Genomic DNA, 20,679 nt, shown 5'->3' with positions numbered 1-20,679 from the left:
TCCTAGTTCTCCGGCTCAGGCCAGGACCCGGCCGCCGTTGACCAGCAACACCTGCCCGGTGACGAACGCGCTGGCCTCGCTGATGAGGAACGCCACGGCGCCGACGACGTCGTCGGGGGTGCCGACGCGGCCCAGCGGCGTGGCGGTGGTGTCGTAGGTGTCGGGGTCGCCGATCGCGCGCGCCCCTTCGGTGTCGGTGAAGCCGGGACCCACCGCGTTGACCCGGATTCCGAGCGGCCCCCCTTCCGTGGCCAGCGCTCGCGTGAGCCCGACGACGGCGGCCTTGCTGGCCACGTAGTGCGAAAGGTGCCGCGAGCCGCTGACCGCGGTCTCGCTGGTGAGGTTGACGACCGAGCCGCCGCCCGCGGCGGTCAGCGACGGTGCCGCCGCCCGGTACAGCAGCCACGGCCCGCGGGCGTTGACCGCCATGACGCGGTCGAACTCCGCCACCGGGATCTCGCCGGCGCGAGCCCGGGTCACGGCCACGAGCGCGGCGTTGTTGACCACGGCGTCCAGCCCGCCGAACAGTTCTTCGGCGCGGGAGACGGCCGCGCGAACCGAGGTCTCGTCGGTGACGTCGACGCGGCCGGTTCGTACCTCCGCGTCGCCGGCCGCGATGGGCCGAACCTCGTCGACGTCGACGGCCAGCACCCGCGCCCCCGCCCCGGCCAGCTCGGCGGCGATCGTGCGGCCCAGGCCGCGCGCGGCGCCGGTCACCAGGACCCGCAGCCCGGGAAGGCCGACCGCGCTCACGCCGGGGCTCCCGCGGGAGTGTCGGGGTGACGCACGGTCGCCTCGGGGTCGATCCCCAGGTCATCGGCGATCACCCGCCAGCAGTTGCGGCTGTTGCCGCGCCCGATGCCCGAACCGGAGTGCATGCTCGACGAGCAGGTGTAGAGGTTGGGCAGCAGCGTGCGATAGCCGGACAGCTCCGGGATCGGTCGGAAGCGGCCCTGCTGGCTGGCGATCGTGCTGCCCTGGCTGTAGCCGCCCTCGCCCATGTCGGGGTGGGTGGCCAGCACGTCGCGCGGCAGGATCAGGCGCACGCCGGCGATGTTGTCCTCGGTCATGTTCGGCGCGTAGCGCTGCCACTGTTCGACCATCGCCGAACGGAAGTCCCGCTCGATGCGCTTCCAGCCGTCGCGGTCGAACAGCCGCAGCGGCGCGGTGAACTCCTCGAAGCCCACCAGGTGTTCGCCCTCCGGCGCCCGGCTCGGGTCCCAGATGGTGTCGGCGCTGGTCAGCGCGAACAGCTGGCTGGAGAAGCCGCGGGTCATGATCTCCGCCTGGTAGCGGGTGGCCAGCCAGTCGGGGTCCTTGGGGCCCCAGTAGAGCCGCGGCTGCGGCCCCACCCGCGGGTCGCCCGTCTTGGCCGCGTAGTCGGGCAGCTCGTGCACCGCGACGTTCGCCCACACCAACTGCCCCCGGTCGTAGTGGATGTTGCGCAGCCGGTGGTCCACCCGCGGCGGCCGGGGCACATCGGGCAGCAGGTCAAGCACGGTTTGCGGCATGCCCAGGCCGCTCACCACGATCTCGGCGCCCACGACGTCGCCGCCGCCCAGCCGGATGCCGGCGGCGCGGCCCTCGGCGACGAGGATCTCGCTGACCGCCTGGTGCGTGTGGTACTCCACGCCGCGTCGACGCCCCGCGCTGACCAGCGCGTCGGTGATGGCGCCGGTGCCGCCGACGGCGACCGCGGCCGGCTCCAGCGACAGCGTCAGCGCCAGCACGTGCACCAGCCCCTGGAGGCCGAGCACGTCGTCGGGGTAGGCGCCGGTGGAGGTGGCCGCGGCCCGCATGAACAGGGTGCGCAGCTCGTCGGAGACGAAGAAGTCGTAGGCGAGCTGGCGCACGCTCATGAACATGTGCACCGGTTCGATCAGTTCGCCGTCGCCGACCAGCTCCTCTAGCGGGTCGGGGGTGCCCCACGGCGGCGGCGGGGTGTAGCGGTGCCGTCCGAACGCCCGCTTCCACTCGGTGTCGTAGGCTTCCAAACACCGCAGGTAGGTGTCGGCGTCGACGTCGGAGAACTCCCGGATCGCCGCCTCGGTGCGGGCGACCCCCTCGGGCCACGGCTCCTGGCGCCCGAACTCGTCCACGACCCGGTAGGCCGACCAGCCGAGGAACGCCGTACCGTCGTCGAACACCATGGCTTCGTTGCCTTCGGGGAACACGTACCGCAGCCCTTCGGAGTGCAGGTCGAAATCCCGGTAGGCCGGATGCGAGTAGAACCGTGTCCAGTGCGAGTAGTGGTTCATCGTGTACCCGCGCAGCGGACCCGGCCCGCTCAGCGCCGCTCCGCCGAGCCGCCCCGACCGCTCGAAGACCCCCACCGACAGCCCGGCCCGCGCCAGGTAGCAGGCGATGATCGTCGAGTGGTGGCCGCCCCCGAGCACCACCGCGTCGTAGTGATCCCTCACGAATGCGTCCTCTCTCACGGCGCGCCTGCGGCCGTGCGGTGGGGGACTCTCCGCCGAGCGCGTGGAGCGCCCCGCTGTATGGCTGAGAACACTCTCTTTCCAGCATCGCGGACCCGTCTATCGGGCTTTCCATCGAATGGAAGCCTCTTTAAGCTGGTCACATGCGGAAACGCTCGCACCGGCCGCCGGCGCGCACCGCGCCCGGACGGTCGGTGACCTCTCGTGCCCTCTCGGCGCTGGACGCTTTCGACCACGGCCACCGTGTACTGTCGCTGTCGGAGATCGCCCGCCGCACCGACCTCCCGTTGGCCACCGCCCACCGCCTCGTGGCCGAACTCTGCGAGGCGCGCCTGCTCAGCCGCCGCCCGGACGGGGCCTACGAGATCGGGGCGCGGATGTGGCGGCTCGGCCTGCTCTCCCCGCCGACGATGCTGCGCGAGGCGGCACTGCCCTACTTGCAGGATCTCGTCTTGAGCACGGGCCACACGGTCCACCTCGCCGTCCGCGACGGCACGCGTGCACTGGTCATCGACCGGCTCGCCGGCTCCCGCTCACTTCCCACCCGGCACCGCCCGGGCGGGTGGCTCCCGCTGCACTGCACCGCGGTCGGCAAGGTCCTGCTCGCCTACGCCCCCGCCGACCTGCAAGACGCGGTGATGGCAGACCTCACCCCGCACACGAAGTACACCGTCACCGACTCCGCCGTGCTGCGGCGCCAACTGCACACGGTGCAGAGCGAACAGCTCGCCCGCAGCGCACAGGAACACCGTATGGGTGTGTCTTCCCTGGCCATGCCGATCACGATGTCCGGGCAGGGCGTCGTGGCCGCCCTCGCACTCCTGGCCCCCATGGCGGCCCCACGTCTCGGCGACGCCCTAGGGCCGATGACGGCAGCCGCTGCCGCGATCGGCACGAAAGCCACCCGAGCCGATGTGGTCGTCGACCTGCACGAGCTGGACCGTTGACGCAGTCGCGCCGACCCCACCACCGGTACGGCTAAAGGCGCTCACGACCAGCGACCAGCGCGTGAAGACAACGCGCCCCAGCCGTCCGCATCCCATGATCGTATTCGCCTCGGACACTCGACATCGGCGGCGAAAACCTCCGATCGAATCGCCCGAGGAAGACCGGGACAGAGAGAATTAGCTTTCTACTGGATTTGGTGTTCTTCGGAACATGGCGAAGGTTCGCGCCCAGTTTGGCTCACTCTGTTTCTATGCCCTTCGGGCTTTGACGTCTTTTGGAACCCTGGCCTGATTTTTGGGGGGCTGGCCTGCGGTGATGATGTCCGATTGCACGCGATCATGGAAACCACCCCGCAACACCGGGTGATGTGGGTCTCATTTTTCAGATTTTGTGGCTGTGACCTGCGGCGATGCTCTGCACGTGATCATGGGTTTTCGGGGGTTCGCGCGAAACCCTGTACACGGCCGTGTTCCCGCTGCTCGGAGAAGCGAAGCATACATCCGCCGGTGTTGTCATCGGGTGGTTCTCAGGGGGAGGACGCATCGGGGAAAGGGCTGTCGTTGTTTTTCATGCCCGTGATCCAGTTGTCGGTGCGGGTGGTCACGTCGTCGTCGGTGACGGTCACGCCCTCCTCGCGTCCGGTCATGGGAACAGTGGTGCCTTCGGGCAGGAACCTGGCGCGGAACGCGAAGGAGAACAGTCGCCAGGTTCCGGAGTCGCCGATGGGACGCAGCCACAAAGGTGAGGCGCGGCGCCCGCCGATGATGCCCCCTTTCGAGTAGACGACGGGCAGGCCGAGCGCGCCCAACGGGAAGCGGTCGGAGTCGCCGTTGACCACGCTGAGGTGTTCGGGGGTTTTGACCTTCGGGGAGTAGTTGCTTTTGGAGGCGCTGTTGTCGCGGGTGGCGCGGAAGAGGCGGTACTGGCGTCCCACGTGGGCCAGGAGCTCGTCCCACGTGGCGGCGGTGTAGGAGCTGAGACCGGCGCGGGTGTGGGCGGTGCTCATCACCGGGTATGTGGGGCGTTCGTCGTCGCGCCAGGGGCGCGCGTGACAGGTGTCGGGCAGGGTGGCGAGGAGTTCGTCGACGTAGGGCAGGCATTGGGCGAGGACACCGGTGGGGTGCAGGGTGTCCAGTTCGGCGTAATGGGACAGGCCGGGGCTGCGCAGTGTCTCGGTGTCCCAGGGGCCGGGCAGCGAGCCCGTGGCCGGTGTGGCGCCGAGGATGTACAGGCCGCCGAAGCCGCGCCGGGTGCGTGCGCCGACTCCGCCGTAGGCGCACGTCATCCACAGCGCGGCCAGGGTCAGCACGTCGATCGCATCGTTGCCGGAGAAGGCGAGCTTGAGGGTGAAGTACCCCGGTTTGGGCTGCACGTAGGGGCGGGTGATCTGGTAGCCCTTCGCGATGGTTCCCAGCCCTTGGCCCAGCAGGTAGCCGATGGCGGGTTCCACCCTGTCTCCGTCGTCTTCGGCGGGTGCGGTGTCGAGGAAGGCAGGGCGGGGCGCCGTGACGGCGCCGGGCGGGTCGACCAGCCGCATCCGGACCGGGGCCGGGTTGTCGGTACTGCCGAAGACGGTGTTCTCCAGTTGGCGCAGGGTACCGATGTGGGGGCCGACGCGGGTTCCGGCCAGGGCGCGCAGCCAGAACCGCATGGGGCCGCGCAGCGAGCTGACCCGCAGCCCGTCGGTGTCGGTGTGGTTGAACAGCGGGGTGGTGACGCGCAGGCGCACCTGGGTCCAGGCCATGGGGCGCTTCTCCTCACAGGCTCGTGGTCAGCGGTCGTTTCGCCAGTGCAGGTGGGCTAGGGGCGCGGTGATGGGGCGGTCGTCCCACAGCACTTGGGAGAACACGCCCACGGTCAGGCACCAGGCGGTCGCCAGCGCCAGCACCGCCGCCGGGTCGCCGGTGGCGCCGTTCCAGACCGCGTCGATCCCGGTGCCGTTGGTGTGTTCACCGAAGGCGGGGGCGATGACGACGAGGCCCAGCAGGCTCACCAGGAAGGCGTGCAGTGCGCCGGCGGCCACGACGGTCACGGCGCGCACTGGTGCCGATAGGCGGCCGGCCCCGTGGTTGCGGGCCTCGATGAGCAGATAGCCCAGGGACACCCCCACGAACAGCAGGAGCGGCGCAACTTGGGTCGGCTCTGGGAAGGGCAGGTCGAGGCTGGCGCGCTGCCACCAGTCGGGCAGCGGGATGAGCACCACCAGGCCCAGGGCGGCGGTGGCGGGCAGCCGCAGCAGCCAGGGGGCGGTCCAGATGCGTCCGAAGACCAGCGCGCCGGCGCCGATGAGGGCGTAGCACCCCGCGGCGAGCAGGGCGGCGGTGGAAAAAGGCGCGCCCAGGGCAAGCGCGGCGGGAGCGGAGATCCCGCAGGCCAGGGCCAGCGCCGCAAGGAGGTGGTCGAGGCCCAGGAGGGGGGTGTCGCGCAGCACGACGGTCGGCAGGAACGTGAAGCGCGGCAGTAGGTGGCGCTGCACGAGCCCCCAGGTGATCGCTTCGTCTTCGCCGTCGGGGCGGGCGGAGAGGTTCAGGTCGTTGACGGAGATGACCAGCGGGCCGCTGCGGTAGCCGCGTGCGGTGGCCACGGCGGCGACCTCGGTTTCGAGTGCGGCGGAGGGCGCTTGGGCGAGCAATGGCTGGGCCTGGTAGGTGTCCAGGCAGGTGTACCAGTCGCGGCGGGCGGCGCGGGCGCGGGACAGCAGCAGCGCGTGGGTCTGGTGACCGAAGGCGCGGTTGAAGACGCCGTAGGTGTCGCCGTGGGGAGCATCCAGTGGGGTGGGCAGCCACGCCCGCCCGCTGCGGGGCACCGGCAGTCTCGGCGCGAGGCCACCGCGAGGGAAGGGCAGGCGGGGGGTGAGGGCGCGGCTGCGGTAGCGCATCGGCTCGGTGAGCACCAGGAAGCGGTTGCGGGCGGCGATGGGGCGCAGTCGCCCCAGGTCGCCGTGGGTGTCGGGGGCGGAGTCGACATGGCGCCAAACCGCTTCGACGACGCGGCAGGCACGCACCCAGTGGTCGCGTTCGTCACTGACCCCGCCGACCTTCACCGAGTGGCGCAGCAGTTCGTGGGGGTAGAGCACGAGGGTGCGCAGTTCGCGCCGTACCCGCTCGTCGGGGGTGGCGAGGTAGCGGCGGAACTCCTCGATCGCCGCTTCGACGGCAGCAGGGCTCTCGGTGGCTCTATCCGCTTCGATAGCCGCGGGGCTCTCGGCGGCCCCATCCGTTTCGACGGTTCCGACAGCCTCGGCGGTCTCCACGGCGGCTGGCCGCTCTGTCCGGGGTGGCGTGGCGTCGTCGCTGGCCGGCGCACCGTCCGGTCCCTCCGTGCCAGGCGCACCGTCTCCACCATCCAGCGCCTCCGGGGCGCTCGGGTCCGCCTCATCCGGGGTGTCGGGTGCGGCGCTCCACAGCCTGTGGAGCCGTCGCCTCAGGTACCGCCACGTCAACTCGGTGGGGCTGGGGTCGGGTGAGGCGAGTTTCCTGGCGCTGGGCAGCAGGCCGGAGTCCAGCCGCTGGGCGAGGGGACGCAGCAGGGGCGGGAGTTGCTCGGGGCGCGGGGTGTGGTCGGGCAATGGCCACCGCCTTGCAGAGCTTGAGGGGGCGGGAAGAAGCGGGGTCAGTGGATCAGCGCGAGGAGTCCTTCGCCGAAGGGGGTGAGCCGCCACCCTCTGCGGTCGGGCTCGTAGGCGTAGCCCTCCAGCAGCCGGTGGGCGGGGGGTTGGAGCAGCCGGCGGCCCCGGCCGTCGGTGGGGGTGTCGTCGGGGTCCACATCGGCGAGTTCGTTGCGGATCACCTCGTAGGGCAAAGTGCGCAGCGGGAGCCGGATGAGGCGGCTGGTGTTGCTCTCGTGCAGCACGTAGGCGTGCACGGACTTGACCTCCCTCTTGACCTCCCTGTCACGGTGGATGAGGCCGCGCATGCCTTCGGCCAGGCCGATGAGGTAGGGGATGGCGGCCTTGTATCCGCCGGAGAGGTGGAAGACGTAGTCGGCGCCGGGGCCGGCGATGTGGTCGATGAGCATGCGGCCGAGCATGCCCAGGTGGCGCATGGCGCGGGTCATGTCGGCGTCGTCGGCGGCGTCCAGGCCGGGAACAGCGGCGATGACGACCTCGCCGCGCGCGTGGCGGTCGGCTTCTTCGGGGTGGGGCAGGTAGCGCACGCGGTCGCGCTGGCCGGCGGTCAGGGCCAGGGCGTTCCACAACCCGGCGCGCAGCCCGGCGACGGTGTCGGTGGTGAGCAGGACGACGGTGTCCTTTTTGTCGAGGTGAGCATGTTTGGGCGGCGCGGCGGGTCGCTGGTCGCTGTGGCGGGCGAAGGTGGCGAGTTCGGCGCTGGCCCGACTGGTCCACAATTCGGGGCGGACCCGGCTGATCTGGTCCTCTAGCGCGGTGGCGGCGTCGCCGGCGGGGGTGAGTTCGCGCCGTAGCCGTTCGCGGTGGACGGCGGTGTCGCCGCTGTCGGGCAGCAGGGTGGGCAGCAGCTCGTGGAGGGCGTCCAGGGCGTCGTCGTGGTCGCCGTCGAGATGGGCGGCGGGGTCGCTGCCCAGGTTGTCGCGCAGGGTCAGGCCCACGGAGATGAGGTGGGTGGTCATCGGATCGTCCAGTCGACGTTGTCGGTGGCGGTGAGGTAGCCGTAGCCGGCGCTGGTGCGTGCGCCGATGCCGTGGTCGTCGCAGGCTTCGGCGAGCCAGGCGGCGGCCGTCTCGGTGGTGTCGGGGTCGTCGCCGACGAGGTCGGCGACGAAGACGCCGCTGAGGGAGAGGAACGGCAGCGGTCTCGGCTGCTCGTGCTCGCCGGGGGCCTGCGGCTGCTCCTGGGTGTGGTAGGCGGAATGGTGCGGGGTGATCACGTCGCTGTGCACCTGTAGCCGGTCCTTGGGAGCGGCGTTGGGTTTGGGCAGGGCGTCCAGGAAGCGCACCGTGCCGGGGGTGGTGCCGGCGGCGTCGGGGTCGGAGTCGTCGCCCGGGTCCGCCGGAGCCTCGGCGTCGAGTTCGTCTCCCTCGACCTCCCCGGTGGCGGGGACGGGGTCGGGCTTGTCGTCGGGGCGGCCCGGGGTGGCGGCGACCCCGCCGAAGACGGCCGCGCGCCGCTCGGCGGGTTTCTGCTGCCGGCGCGCCCACGCCGCGGCGGCGCCTTTGAGGGTGGAGCCGGGGATGTGGGGCCAGCCCAGGGTGCCGTGCAGGCTCAATCCGAACTCGTGCCCCCCATGGCCTCCCCCAGGCCGACGACGAGCCGCCATTCGGTGCGCAGCTCCACCCGGCGGATGTGCAACCCCCGGTCGGCGAGCCGGTGCAGCGCGTGCCGGCGGCGCTGGGCCACGGCCTCGGCCCAGTCGTCGCGATACCCCAGCCGGTGCTGGTGCGCCCAGGTGAGGAAGGGCTCGTTGTGCTGGGCGGGCACGCTCGGATCGCGGTCCAACTCCTGGTGGACGGCCAGCCGGCGCAGCACGACGAGCGCATTGGCGCCCGCCTCCAGGGCGGAGCCGCCGTCGCGGCGGTATACCGAACCGCCACGGGTGGGAGGGCGGTTCTTGCTGCACTTGTTATCGCCGTCGCTGTCGGGCTCCTGGAACACGCCGGCCTCCAGCACCCATCCCAGCGGGCCGGCCAGCGACAGGCGCAGCACCTGCTCCATGGGCAGTCGCACGTCCTCGCCGCCCCCTCGGCCTCCCGAGCCGGTGCGGCGGTTGGCGGGCGGGGTCATGTCTGCTCCTCTTGGGGCTCGTCGGTGTCGCCGGCCGCGCCACCCTGGCCGCCGTGCCCGGCCTGCTCGTTCTGGCCGTTCTGGCTCGATCGGGCCAGCGCGCCGAAGCGGGCGTCGGCGATGCGGCTGAGCCAGCGGGCCAGCAGGTCGATTTCGGCGGTGATGCGGCTGTGGGCGGCGGTGTCGGCCATGGCCAGTTCGCGCAGGAACTCCTCCGGCGTCGCGTCGGGCGCCAGCTCGCCCAGCAGGGCGCGTTCCCCGATGTGGCTGATGATGGCGCCGCGCAACTGGGTGTAAGCCTGCGCGATCGTGTCGCCGCCGCCGCACCTGGCGTCGATGAAGGCGAACGTGGCGGCCAGCCCGGAGGAGCGCAGCCGCATCGGGAGTTGCCGCATCCGGGTGCGTAGCCGTTTGGACAGGTTGGGGGCGTCGACCTGGAGGTTGAGGACTTCGGCCGCTCGGGCGGCCATCGACTGGTCCACACGGTTAGCCACGGCCGCCTCCGTCGATGATGCGAGTCCAGGCCATGCCCTTGCCGATGGTCTCGTCGCCGCCGACGCGCAGCAGCGCACCGTCCAGCAGGGCGCGCAGTCGAGCGGTGTTGGCCGAGGCGGGTTTCTCGCGCAGAGTCACCACGGCGGCCAGGATCGTCTCTGCGGGCAGGTACTCGCTGGTGAAAGGGCCGTTGCGGACCTTCTTGGCCTCGGTTTCGAGCTGGACGCGCACGGCGAACTCGGTGCACTCGCGCAGCAGCGTGGTCATGGTGTCGGCGCCGACCACCAGCAGGTCCTCGCGCAGCTTTCGAGTGAAGGTCGCCATGTGGGCCGCGTCGCCGACGGCGTCGTCGGCCAGCAGCTCCGCCCACCGGGCCACGGCGTTGGGCGGCTGCTGGCCGCCGCCGGGAGGCGCGGTGAGGTGGACCAGGCACGGGCCGAGAACCTCCTGCATCGTCCCGCCCCACACGTGGGCGCCGGCCATGCCCTCACTGTCCTCGGGGGCGGGCGGCTCCGGGGCCGCGTCGGCGCGGCCGATGATGGCGTACTTGCGGGCCAGCCGGCTCAGCGCCAGCGTCGAAGTGGCCCACGCGAAAGAGCGCCGCAGCGTGGGCACCGGCAGCGCGACGAGCTGGGCGTCACCCACCGCGAGCCGCCCCGGCGTGGTCTCGCCGTTGCTGTCGCCCTCCTCCTCGTGGCCGACTTCGGAACCGAACACCTGGATCTCGTGCTCGCTTTCCCACCCGGACTCACGGGCGGCCTGGCGCAGCGCACCTTTGAGGCTCTGCCCCCACATGAGGGGATAGTTGGTGGCGCTCTCGCGCTGGATCGGCAGATCCAACGCGCCGTCGCCGGTGGCCGCCCCGGGATGCAGCGGCGACTCGGCGTAGAGGTACAGCAGAAACGAGGTCAAGTCCACACTCCTGTCAGCACGACACCGAACCCGGCGGTGTCCAGCCGGGGGACGTCGGTGGGGGGTTGGGGTTCGTCGCCGGACTCGGTGTCCCAGTCCGCCGAGGGGGCCAGCGCGCGGCCGTGCCATGCGGCGGCCGTGGCCGCGGCCGTGTCGGGGGGCAACCGGACCAGGTAGACCGACCCGGGCGGGACCGCCCAGCGCAGCGCGCGGCTGCCCCAGAAGCCCCGCTTGGGCGAGGCGGTGGCCACCGGAAGGGGCGAACCCACGGCCGCGGCCACCAGCCGCGCCCCCTCAGGCAGCGGGGGACGCCACCCGCCGGGCCACAACGCCGGGGTGGCGGTGTAGAGCAGCACCTTCCCTTCCGGGAACTCCTCAGGGGGGCGGGGCCAGTCGAGGCGGGGCGCGGAGGTGTCCGCCGCTGCCGGGGCGGCGTCGCTGAGCTCGGCCAGGCGCCCGCGCCCGCCCAGCGTCAGCGGACCGGGCGGCAGCTCCCGCGCGCCGGCGGGCTGTTCGACCTCGGCCAGGAACCCCCAACCGGGATTGGGGCGCAGGTGACCGGCCTGGTAGAGGTAGCCACTGCGCACGCCCCGGTCCTGCCGGGCGATGCCGATACGCCGCTCGGGCACCAGCGGCTCCTGCTTCGACAACCCCAACCGGCCCATGGGCGCCGACCCGGAACCCGAGAGCAGCTCGCCGCGCAGGTAGGCCGACAGGGCGGCGGCGCGCATCCACCCATCCACCGGGGCGGGCTTCGACAGTCGGGCGGCCGGCTCCAGCAGCCGTTCGGGACCGTCGGGCAACTCCCCCAGGTCGGTGCCCTCGGTCGGGCCGCCGGGGCGGAGCCGGTACACCGCGGTCCTCTCCTCGGAGGTCACCAGGTCCAGCGGGGTCGGGAAGTAGGGCCGCCACACCCCGCCCGCGTCCTTGTGCGCGAGCACGGGACCGCGCACCGCCCCCAGCTCCCCGCCGTGGACCGCGCCCAGCGCCCCGGCGATGGTGCTGGGCCAGGGCCGCACCGTCTCGGCGACCGTGGTGTCCTCGGTGCCGGCGTCGAACCGGCGCCCGTCACGCACCTGCACCGTGTCGTGGGGCTCCACGGCCACCCAGCTCGTACGGACAGCCCCCGCGCGGGATGCGGCGCTGCTGGTCATCGGCACTCCTGGCGCAGGAACACCGCCACCCGGGCGGCGGCGATCAACGAACGGTGGGAATCGTCGGCGGGCAGGTTGTCGGGGGCGCTCAACGTCCGCAGCCGCCGCCCGGCCAGCACCGCGAACTCTCGGCGCGTGCGCTCGTCGCCGCCGGAGGTGTGGCGGTGGACGAGCCGGCGCAGCTCGGCCTCGAAAGTGTCCTGGTCGAGTTCAGCCAGCGCGGCGGCGTCGCGCTCCACGTCGCGCAGCAGACCGGGCGACAGTCGGGGCGCGTCGGCGTCCGCGCCGGGGGTGAAGTCGGCCAGGTAGTCACCCGCCGACAGTCCCGGCGCGAGCCGGTTGGGCACCCACGGCTGCACACACACCTCGCGCGCCCCCGCCCGGCGCAGATAGCCCGCCGCCAGCGCGTGCTTGCCGGGCACCGCCTTGGCGCGCTCCAGGCAGGCCCGCACCTCGGCCAGCGCCAGCCGCAGCGGGTACTTGTGGTGGAAGAACAACACCGCGCTGCTGGCCGTGGGCAGCTCCGCCGACACGGCCGAGATCGCCCCTTCGCAGCCGCGCGCGGCCGTCAGCGCGGTCGAGGCGGGTACGAACGCCAACAGGTCGTCGCCGCCGGCGTACACCTCCGCGCCCAGGATCTCCGGGCTTCGCAGCAGGTCGGCCTGGGAGCGCGCCACCCGCCCCAAGGCGCGCGACAGGTCGGCGTGGGCCTCGGGCGAGAGCAGCGCCGAACGCGACAGGTGGCGCCCCATCCCGTCCAGGTCTTGGGCCAGCAGCGCCAGGTGGGCCGCCGGCTCGGCCACCGCGAACTCTTCTGCCATCACCTTTTGCAGCGTGGCCGCGGCCATGCGGCCCAACCCCACGGTGTCGCGGAACCCGGCGAAGTCCGCGTCGCCGCTGCGGCGCCCCACCTCGCGGGCCAGCCCCTCGGCCTCCCAGGTGTCGCGGTACACCCACCGGCCGCCGTATCGCCACAGCCACCGGGCCGCCCCCACCTGCGCTCCCTTACCTCTGGGTTTGGGCAGGCCGGGCACCGGCCGCTCCCACGTGCCGAGCTTCGCCGCGGCCACCGCGTCACGCAGGTCGGCCACCGCGGCGGCCACCTTCGGGTGCGCCATGTGCTCCAACACCTTCGCGCGGAACGGGGCCGAGGCGAACCCGCTCGTGGAGGCGATCCCGTCGCCCCTGCGGCCCCGCTCGCGTTTGACCCAGTTCGCCGCGCCCAGCCGATCCCGCTCGAAGGGCCGCATGTTCTTGCGCGGCGGCTCCACCGCGGGCCAGCGCGGGCTCAGCGAACACAGGTCGGCGGCCAGGGCCTGCTGGGCAGGAAAGTCCCGCACCCCACGCCGCGCCGCGAGCCGCTGCTGAGCCTGGCGCCACTGCTGCGGATAGCCGCCCTCCGCCGGCGGCACGGCCACCCACACCACGCCGGGCATGCCCGGCGTGGCGGCGTCGCGCCCCAGGTGCGTGCGCACCCACGCCCGCCACTGTTCCTCCACCCGCCGGGCGGCCCGGCGCGCCAGCACCGTCCCCTGCTCTTGCGGGGCCAGCGCCACCACCCGGTTGGGCACCCCCACCTGACCGGCGGTAGAGGTCGGGAACACCAACTCGGCTGTGGCCTCCTCGAACACCCGCGCGGCCTCGGTGGCCAGATCGGCGATGATCCGGCTGCCCGCGCGCAGGTCCGAGGTGGAGCGCGACTCCTCGATGAAACGCTGCACCCCCGTCAACGCGACCATCACCAGATCCCGCCGCGACCGGCCCGCCTGTTCCGCCGTGGGCTCTGGCTGTTGGGATGTGTCGTCCACCGTCACCTCGCTCATCGTGTCGCCACGGTCACGTGGCCGAGGCCGTGGGTGGTCTGGGCGCCCACCCCGGCGTACTCGGCGAACCGCCACAGCCCCGCGAACAGCCGTTTCACCACGGTGTCGGCCTTGGAAGGCACCCCGAACACGGCGTGGCCGACGAACCCCGCCCGGCCGCCGCCGCGCATGGGCACCGCGACAGTGCGCACCCGATGTTGGGCGATGTGGACCCGCTCCAACAGCGCCGTGGCGGTCGCCTCGGCGACGGGGACGGGGCTGAAGTGCTGCCAACGGCGCAGCAGCCCGCCCAGCAGCAGTTCGGGCTCGGGCAGCGGGATCTGGCGCCCCGCCCGGTTCACGTACGTGGGCGTGTGGAACTCCACCCGCACCCGCGAAGCCGGTGCGGCGTCGGCCAGGTCGGCGTAGGAGACCGCGTCGCGCTCCACCGCGCCCACCGTCACCGGTGCGGCACCCAGCCACACCCGCCGCCCCGGCCACGCCTCGGCGTCGGGGAGTCGCGTGTCATCGAGCCATCCGATCCGCATACCCTCCCCTCTGGGACACGCGGGCGGTACGGCGACACTGAACGGCTTGACCTGCCCCGCGTGCTCGCTGTCGGGCGTCTCCACCAGCGCACACGCCAACCCGTGCAACCGCGCCGCCGACACCGACCCGCCCACCCCGCTCGACTCCTCCGTCTCGGCCATCTCGCCGTGCAGCCGCAACGACCACCCCACCGGCACAAGCCCCACCCCTCACCTCCGGTCGGCTACTTCCCCCACGGCTCCCCTCGGCAGGCCGTTCCCCGCCCGGCCGCTGCACGGTTGCCTCGTCCTCTGGGACACCACCTCGCCGCCGCAGCGCGTCCGAGAGGGACATGTGCGAGGAGACACCAGCAGAAGCGGGGAAGCAGAGAAGAGCAGGAAAGGGGAGCGTCGAAACGACGACGCTAGCAAGCCATCTCACGAGAACCCGCGGAAAACCCAAAAATGACCAAAACCGGCAAACCCCTGGCGGCCCGACCCACCACATGCGAACATGACGCCTCTACGGCCTCCGGCCCTAGAGCCGCAGGCGCGGACGGCATGTACAGGGTTACCCGCGAACCCCCGAAAACCCATGATCACGTGCAGAACATCGCCGCAGGTCACAGCCACAAAATCTGAAAATGAGACCCACATCACCCGGTGTTGTGGGGCGGATTCCATGATCGCGTGCAATCGGACACCATCACCGCAGGCCAGCCCCCCAAAATCAGGCCAGGGGTTCCGAAGGACGTCAAAGCCCGAAGGGCATAGAAACGCTGCGCCTTGGTCTGAACGGCCTCGTTGAGAAGACTCCGGGGATCATCAAAGTCTGAATTTTTAATTTTTATTTTGAGGAATATGCGATGGGCTCTCTCTTAAGGCGAGTGGCAAGCGAGGAATTCTTATCTACGGCTTGGAACGAGGTGCGGGATAACGACCTCGAGGACGGGGTGAAGTCCGAGCAGGTCCGGGAGTTTGAGCGAGGAGCCCTGCGGCGGCTGCTGGAGTTGGGGGAACAGCTACAGGCTGATGAATACGAGCCGGAGTCGGTGGTGGCGATCGAGGTTCCCAAGTCCTCGGGCGGCTCGCGAGTTCTCGCGGTCCCGGCGGTGATCGATCGGGTGGTGGAACGAGCGGTGCTGAGGGTGGTGGAGCCCTTTGTCGACCCGGTGTTGCTGCCGTGGAGCTTCGCCTACCGCAAAGGTTTGGGGGTTGCTGACGCATTGCACGCGCTGGCGACGGCGCGGGAGGCGGGCAACACCTGGGTGGTGCGCGCCGACATCGAGGACTGTTTCGAGGAGATCCCGCGCTTTCGCCATGCTGCGTGACGGAGCGCTCTACCACCCCACAGCCACACAAGCGGCTTGACCACACCCCATAGAAGCCCCCGCGCACGCGGGGCCTGCGGCGCGGCGTGGGTTCGGGGTGAGGAGGCACGTAGTGTTTCCCGCCGCTCGTGCCTCGATCGCTGCGCGATCTCGGTAGCTCCGGGGTTGGGCTATGCCTGGAGGGGTTGCCGTTCGCTCGTGCCTCGATCGCTCCGCGATCTCAGCAGCCTGAGGGGGCGCTGTGGCTGGGGTGAGCGAATACCACGACAGGTGGGCTGTGGCCGAGGTGAGGCGGGTACCGCCGCGGGCTGGCTGTGCCTGAGGTGGGTGGGACGGGCTGGCTGTGCCTGAGGTGGGTGGGACGGGCTGGCTGTGGCCTGAGGTGGGTGGGACGGGCTGGCTGTGGCCTGAGGTGGGTGGGACGGGCTGGCTGTGGCCTGAGGTGGGTGGGACGGGCTGGCTGTGCCTGAGGTGGGTGGGACGGGCTGGCTGTGGCCTGAGGTGGGTGGTGGGTATTGCGGCCTGACGCTTTCTGGGGGCATCTGCCGCGGGCAGCTGCGCCGGGAGGGTCACGTTTCCCTACCGCCCTAGCTCGAACGCTCGTCACCCGCTGGCAAGCGGAGCCGTCCCCGCAGCAGGGGCCACACTCCACCGCCCCCGGAGAGATAGCCGACCCCTCGCTACATCCTGCCCTACAGCAACGTCCCGCTACAGCGATGTCCTGAGGTAGAGCAACCTCCCGGCGTAGAGCGACGCCCCGGGGTAAAGCAACCTCCCGCGCTACGGCGAAGCCCGAGTTAGAGCAACCTCCCGGTGTAGAGCGATGCACTACACCGATGAACGTGGACAGTAGGTCCGTAACGTAGAGCAACCTCCCGGTGTAGAGCGACGCCCCGGGGTAAAGCAACCTCCCGCGCTACGGCGAAGCCCGAGTCAGAGCAACATCCCGGGTTAGAGCGGCGTCCTGAGGTAGAGCGAAGTTTTAGGTTAGGGCGACATCCCGCGCTAGAGCGAAGTTCCAGACTAGAGTGACGCTCCCTCACCCCGTGGCCACCCGCATCGTTTTCGGTCGCCTCAGCCACGGCGCCCCCTCAGGCTGCTGAGATCGCGGAGCGATCGAGGCACGAGCGAACGGCAACCCCTCCAGGCATAGCCCACCCCCGGAGCTACCGAGATCGCGCAGCGCTCAAGACACGAACGAACACCACACCGAAGAGTTCCGCCCTCTCGTCGTCGACTCGGTCGTTACCCGCCTGGCGCTGGAAGGAAGGGTCCAACCGGACGGCTTCGACGAACCCGACGACGACCAGGGCTGCCGGATGAAACCCGACACCTTGAAAGTGTTCCTGGCCGCTTACGAGAAACGAATGCTCACCCTGGCCCGCCATCCCGGTTTGGGGCGTCGGGTCTCCTACCGTACGGCCCTGACCACCCAGGCCCGGCTCATGGCCTCCGTCATCGCCGGCGATGAAGCCACCTACACTCCCTTCGCCTGGCGGTGACCGCCTCGTGAGCCAGCATCCCCACCGGCGGTGGTTTTACCTCGTCTGCTACGACATCGCCGACAACGAGCGCCGTGACGACGCCTCCGAGCTGCTGTCGGGCTACGGTCCCCGTGTCCAGTACAGCGTGTTCGAGGCGACCGTCGAGTCCCCGGTCGCCTTCGAGCGCCTCCAGCAGGCACTCACCGACATCATCGACCCCGACGAGGATCAGGTCCGTATCTATCCCCTGCGTGTCCCCGACCTCGCTAAAATCACCATCATCGGCAACCGCCGACTCGAAGAACGCAACGACTTCTGGATCATCTGACAGGGTATGTACAGGGTTACCCGCGAACCCCCGAAAACCCATGATCGCGTGCAGAGCATCGCAGCAGGTCACAGCCACAAAATCTGAAAATGAGACCCACATCACCCGGTGTTGCGGGGTGGTTTTCATGATCGCGTGCAATCGGACATCATCATCGCAGGCCAGCCCCCCAAAATCAGGCCAGGGGTTCCGAAGGACGTCAAAGCCCGAAGGGCATAGAAACATGGCGCACAGGCGGTTCTCTAGTATGTAACGAGTTCCGAAGGACGTCAAAGCCCGAAGGGCATAGAAACTATGGCGATCTCGACAGCGGAGAAGTTGGACGCGAACGTTCCGAAGGACGTCAAAGCCCGAAGGGCATAGAAACCATAGAAATCATCGGCACTTCTTCGAAAAGGCGATTAGTTCCGAAGGACGTCAAAGCCCGAATTGGAAACCTTTAATCGCCCTCTTCTGCTCCCTCGCCCTTAAAGTTGGGGGGATCAGAGTTGGTAGCGGTTGGTGAGGCGAGCCCTGCGGTGTCGGTACGAGGCTGCGCATGCGCGTGAGGCTGGTGTGCAGCAGTGTCCTCATCGGGGTGTTGAGTGCGTTCGTGGCATGGGCGCTGCATTGGGCGGTCGTCAATTACCAGGACGTCACTTACGAGATGCCGGGCACGGTGACGACTCTCCGGTTCGCTCATGGGCCGCACGGCGTCGATGATGCGGAGGTGCCCGTTGTCCTCGACGAGTTGCGCGATTTTATCGACGACCGTTCGTTGGCGCTGGTCATCGGTTCCGCTGGGCAGGGGTATCCGCAGTTGGTCGTGGCCGACCCTGAAGGTGTTGTGCCGTGGTACGCTCCGGCGCGGTCGAGCGGCAGCGGGAACGCGGCAGCGGCGGCTCACGTGTTCGAGGGCACCTATTCGCAGCAGCAGTGGCTGGCGGGGCGCTCTCCCTCGCTGGTGCCCGATGGCGTGGAGGTCGTCGGCACGATGGTCCCGCCGGAGGGAAGCGGCGATGTCCAGTTCGTGCGCACGCTGGGGGATTATCGGCTGCCGCCGGGCGACTATGTTGTCACCACCACCGATCCCGCCGAGTTGGCCGAATTCACCGGCATTCTCCACCGGGCGGGTTTTGAAGCCCGCTGGACGAGGCGTCTGCCGTTCACCGGACACCTCACCCGCGACCCGGTTTTCGGGGCCACCGTCGTGCTGTTGGGGGCCGGGTGTCTGGCCGCGGCTCTGTTTTGGACGTTGGGGTTGCGGGTGCGGGCGCGCGAGTTCGCGATCCGGAGGCGTCACGGCGCCACCCGCCTGGCGTTGGTGCGGCAGGTGTGGCTGCGTGGTCTCGCGGCCCAAGCTTTCGGGATCGTGGTCGGGGTCGCGCTGTCGGGTGCGCTGGTCGCGTTGGCGGGCCGGGAGGTGCTGGGGCGTACCGAGTACCTGCTAATGAGTGCGAGTGTGGGGCTCGGTCTCGTGCTCGCGGCCGGGGCGTGGCTCGCGGCTGCCGTCGCGGGCACGTGGGCGCGGAACGGGGCGGGCCGTGCTTCGTGACCTGGCCGGCGGGGTGCGCATGGCGTTGCGTCGCTGGCCCATGATGCTGTCGCTGGCCGCCATGATCGCGCTCGCCTGCGTGGTCCTGGCGTTCCTGCTCGCCGATGTCCTGCGGCAGCTCACAGCGCTACGCGGCGCCCAGGAGATGCGTGACCGCGAGGCGGTGGTCTTCACTCCTTACTACGAACGTCTCGCGACCACGACCACTCTGCCGGACAGCACCGTGGCGGACCTCGTCGCCACGATCCGGGACGGGCACGCCTACACCGCCGTCATCAAGAACGTGCGGCTCGACACTTCCGACTTCGCCGGTGGACGCCCGGCCGTGATCCTCGTCGGCGCGGAACTGGAGGAGATGGTGCCCGGCCTCGACGTGTGCGAGCCGGCGCCGTGCGCCATGCGTGGCGCCGAGGTCACACAGCCGGTGGGGCCGGTGCGGTTCGCGGGCTACACCCTGTCCCGGTTCGAGGAGCTGCCCAGCGCAGCCACCTACTTCGACGCCAATCTCGGAACGGTGCCGCTGGACGAGCGGGTGGTGTTGAACATGCCGCCGGAGAGCCTGCCGCGGCTCAACCCGGTCGAGCGTGAGGAGGCGATGGCGCGGGCCGTCCTGTTCGACGTGACCGACGCCGAGATCGCCGCCCACGTCGACGGCAACGCGACTGGCGGCCTCTACCTCGTGCCGCGCAACGTCGCCGTCGATCAGCCGCAGCGACTCACCGGCTTCATGGTGGTGTCAGCGATGTACATCGCCGGCATGGCAGCCTTTCTGGGGCTGGTGCTGCTCGCGTTCGCCGCTTCGGCGGGTGAGGCGCTGCGTCGGGAGCGGGCGGTCTTCGCCATCCGGCGCGCCTACGGCGCCGGTCGGGGCCACACTGCCGCCCGGATCGGCGGTTTCGTCGGTCTTGTGGTGCTGGCCGCGCCGCTGCCGCCCCTGGTGGGGCTCTGGCTGATCGGTAGCCCCGTGTCGTCGGGGGCGATGTGGGTGCTCGCGCTCGTCGTGGTGATCTTCGGGTGCCTGTGGGTCTGGGCGGTCAAGCAGCACAGCGGACGCGAGTTGAGAGGTCGGTGAGAACACGGTGGCGCTGCTGGAAGCCTGCGGGCTGTCGAAGACTTACGGGCAGGGGCGGCTGCGTGTCGAGGCGGTCCGCGACGTGTCGCTGTCTGTCGAGGCGGGTGAGGCGGTGGCGCTGATGGGTCCGTCCGGCTGTGGGAAGTCGACGCTGTTGGGGCTGGTCGGGCTCACCCTCGCGGCCACGAGTGGCACCGTGGCCGTCAACGGCGCCCCGGCACCTGTTGAGGAGCGGAAGCGGGCGCGGCTGCGCAATGAGTTCTTCGGCTATATTCAGCAGGATCTCGCCATCGTCGACACCGACAGCGTCGCCGGTAACGTCACGGTCCCGCTGGAGTATGCACGGCCTCGCGTGGGGCGGCGGCAGCGGCTGCGGCGCGCGTATGAAGCGGTCGGCGGTGTCGGTCTCGGGTGGGCGTTCCGTCGGCGTGCTTCCCGGCTTTCTGAGGGGGAGCGCCAGCGGGTGGCCATCGCGCGTGCACTGGTGAACCGGCCCAGCGTGGTCATCGCCGACGAGCCCACCGCCGCGTTGGACGTCGCGACAGCCCAGGAAGTCGTGACCCTGCTGCTCTCGTTGAGAGAGCACGGCGCTTCCCTCCTGGTCGCCACACACGATCCGCGGGTGGCTGCGCGGTGCGATCGCGTTGTGGCGATGGAGGACGGTCGCGAGGTGGAAGTAGCCGAAGGCTCGCCATCTCGTGTCTTTGTGGCCAGCGGGGATGAGTAGTCCGGCTGCGCTTCTGCGGGTGCTCGGTCCCGCGCTTCTTCTGTGGGCTGTGTTGTGGTGGTGGGTCAGGGTGGGTTGGTGAGGATGTGGTGGGTGTTGTCGGTGCGGTGGGGGGTGGGGTGTTGGTAGGTGGTTATGGCGTGGTCGAGTAGTTCGGCGCGGGGGCCGATGGGTGGGTGGTGCAGGGTGGTCCAGGCGATGAGGAATTCGGGGCCGTGTGGGGTGTCGG

At 70.6% G+C, this 20,679-nt stretch carries 19 protein-coding genes; 7 read left to right on the top strand and 12 right to left on the bottom strand.

Annotated features, from left to right (window positions below; genetic code table 11):
• Positions 1-15: 15 nt before the first annotated feature.
• Together ABD848_RS05545 and ABD848_RS05540 are read right to left on the bottom strand one after the other, a co-directional pair.
• Positions 16-753, bottom strand: a complete 738-nt coding sequence (locus tag ABD848_RS05545) for an SDR family NAD(P)-dependent oxidoreductase (RefSeq protein WP_344968023.1) — start codon at positions 751-753, stop codon at positions 16-18.
• Positions 750-2,420 (bottom strand): phytoene desaturase family protein, encoded by a 1,671-nt coding sequence (locus ABD848_RS05540; protein ID WP_344968020.1) that lies wholly within the window; start codon positions 2,418-2,420, stop codon positions 750-752. Before ABD848_RS05540 ends, ABD848_RS05545 begins: the two co-directional genes overlap by 4 nt.
• A gap of 161 nt (positions 2,421-2,581) precedes the next feature.
• Between ABD848_RS05540 and ABD848_RS05535 the strand changes: the two genes are divergently transcribed.
• Positions 2,582-3,385, top strand: a complete 804-nt coding sequence (locus ABD848_RS05535; protein ID WP_344968018.1) for an IclR family transcriptional regulator — start codon at positions 2,582-2,584, stop codon at positions 3,383-3,385.
• Between the two features lie 527 nt (positions 3,386-3,912).
• Here the strand turns inward: ABD848_RS05535 and cmr1 are convergent.
• Genes cmr1 through cas6 form a run of 10 tightly spaced genes read right to left on the bottom strand, consistent with a single transcriptional unit; the run spans position 3,913 to position 14,202 of the window.
• Positions 3,913-5,130, bottom strand: coding sequence for a type III-B CRISPR module RAMP protein Cmr1 (gene cmr1, locus ABD848_RS05530; RefSeq protein WP_344968016.1), 1,218 nt, complete (start codon positions 5,128-5,130; stop codon positions 3,913-3,915).
• A gap of 27 nt (positions 5,131-5,157) precedes the next feature.
• Positions 5,158-6,954, bottom strand: coding sequence for a hypothetical protein (locus ABD848_RS05525; RefSeq protein ID WP_344968014.1), 1,797 nt, complete (start codon positions 6,952-6,954; stop codon positions 5,158-5,160).
• Between the two features lie 44 nt (positions 6,955-6,998).
• Complete coding sequence (locus ABD848_RS05520; protein WP_344968011.1) at positions 6,999-7,973, bottom strand: hypothetical protein; 975 nt, start codon at positions 7,971-7,973, stop codon at positions 6,999-7,001.
• Positions 7,970-8,569: a type III-B CRISPR module RAMP protein Cmr6 gene (gene cmr6, locus ABD848_RS05515; protein WP_344968009.1), complete on the bottom strand. Its 600-nt coding sequence runs from the start codon at positions 8,567-8,569 to the stop codon at positions 7,970-7,972. Before cmr6 ends, ABD848_RS05520 begins: the two co-directional genes overlap by 4 nt.
• Positions 8,566-9,084, bottom strand: coding sequence for a hypothetical protein (locus ABD848_RS05510; protein ID WP_344968007.1), 519 nt, complete (start codon positions 9,082-9,084; stop codon positions 8,566-8,568). Before ABD848_RS05510 ends, cmr6 begins: the two co-directional genes overlap by 4 nt.
• A complete protein-coding gene (locus ABD848_RS05505; protein WP_344968004.1) occupies positions 9,081-9,578 on the bottom strand; it encodes a type III-B CRISPR module-associated protein Cmr5 in 498 nt (165 codons plus the stop codon). Before ABD848_RS05505 ends, ABD848_RS05510 begins: the two co-directional genes overlap by 4 nt.
• On the bottom strand, positions 9,571-10,497 hold the full coding sequence (gene cmr4, locus ABD848_RS05500; protein ID WP_344968003.1) for a type III-B CRISPR module RAMP protein Cmr4: 927 nt from the start codon (positions 10,495-10,497) through the stop codon (positions 9,571-9,573). The genes ABD848_RS05505 and cmr4 overlap by 8 nt, the downstream gene beginning before the upstream one ends.
• Positions 10,488-11,645, bottom strand: coding sequence for a type III-B CRISPR module-associated Cmr3 family protein (locus ABD848_RS05495; protein ID WP_344968001.1), 1,158 nt, complete (start codon positions 11,643-11,645; stop codon positions 10,488-10,490). The genes cmr4 and ABD848_RS05495 overlap by 10 nt, the downstream gene beginning before the upstream one ends.
• Complete coding sequence (locus ABD848_RS05490; protein WP_344967998.1) at positions 11,642-13,468, bottom strand: Cas10/Cmr2 second palm domain-containing protein; 1,827 nt, start codon at positions 13,466-13,468, stop codon at positions 11,642-11,644. Before ABD848_RS05490 ends, ABD848_RS05495 begins: the two co-directional genes overlap by 4 nt.
• Positions 13,465-14,202 carry a CRISPR system precrRNA processing endoribonuclease RAMP protein Cas6 gene (gene cas6 / locus ABD848_RS05485; RefSeq protein ID WP_344967996.1) on the bottom strand — a complete coding sequence of 246 codons (738 nt, stop codon included), beginning with the start codon at positions 14,200-14,202 and terminating at the stop codon, positions 13,465-13,467. Before cas6 ends, ABD848_RS05490 begins: the two co-directional genes overlap by 4 nt.
• 698 nt (positions 14,203-14,900) lie before the next feature.
• On the opposite strand from cas6, the gene ABD848_RS05480 reads away from it, so the two are divergent.
• The 6 genes from ABD848_RS05480 to ABD848_RS05455 all read left to right on the top strand — a co-directional run bounded on the left by ABD848_RS05480 (position 14,901) and on the right by ABD848_RS05455 (position 20,450).
• Entirely contained in the window at positions 14,901-15,305 is a 405-nt protein-coding gene (locus tag ABD848_RS05480; RefSeq protein ID WP_344967994.1) for a reverse transcriptase domain-containing protein, read from the top strand.
• Positions 15,306-16,420: 1,115 nt separating this feature from the next.
• The gene (locus ABD848_RS05475) at positions 16,421-16,807 is read left to right on the top strand and encodes a CRISPR-associated endonuclease Cas1 (protein ID WP_344968504.1); all 387 of its coding nucleotides are present in this window, start codon (positions 16,421-16,423) and stop codon (positions 16,805-16,807) included.
• Between the two features lie 7 nt (positions 16,808-16,814).
• Positions 16,815-17,117, top strand: coding sequence for a CRISPR-associated endonuclease Cas2 (gene cas2, locus ABD848_RS05470; protein WP_344967992.1), 303 nt, complete (start codon positions 16,815-16,817; stop codon positions 17,115-17,117).
• 538 nt (positions 17,118-17,655) lie between these two features.
• A complete protein-coding gene (locus ABD848_RS05465; RefSeq protein ID WP_344967989.1) occupies positions 17,656-18,651 on the top strand; it encodes a hypothetical protein in 996 nt (331 codons plus the stop codon).
• Positions 18,641-19,723 (top strand): hypothetical protein, encoded by a 1,083-nt coding sequence (locus ABD848_RS05460; RefSeq protein ID WP_344967987.1) that lies wholly within the window; start codon positions 18,641-18,643, stop codon positions 19,721-19,723. Before ABD848_RS05465 ends, ABD848_RS05460 begins: the two co-directional genes overlap by 11 nt.
• Positions 19,724-19,730: 7 nt before the next feature.
• Positions 19,731-20,450 carry an ABC transporter ATP-binding protein gene (locus tag ABD848_RS05455; protein WP_344967984.1) on the top strand — a complete coding sequence of 240 codons (720 nt, stop codon included), beginning with the start codon at positions 19,731-19,733 and terminating at the stop codon, positions 20,448-20,450.
• Positions 20,451-20,679 lie beyond the last annotated feature (229 nt).

It is taken from the genome of Salinactinospora qingdaonensis, assembly GCF_039539445.1.
Taxonomy (GTDB): Bacteria; Actinomycetota; Actinomycetes; order Streptosporangiales; family Streptosporangiaceae; genus Salinactinospora; species Salinactinospora qingdaonensis.
This window is presented reverse-complemented; position numbering and strand designations above follow the sequence as displayed.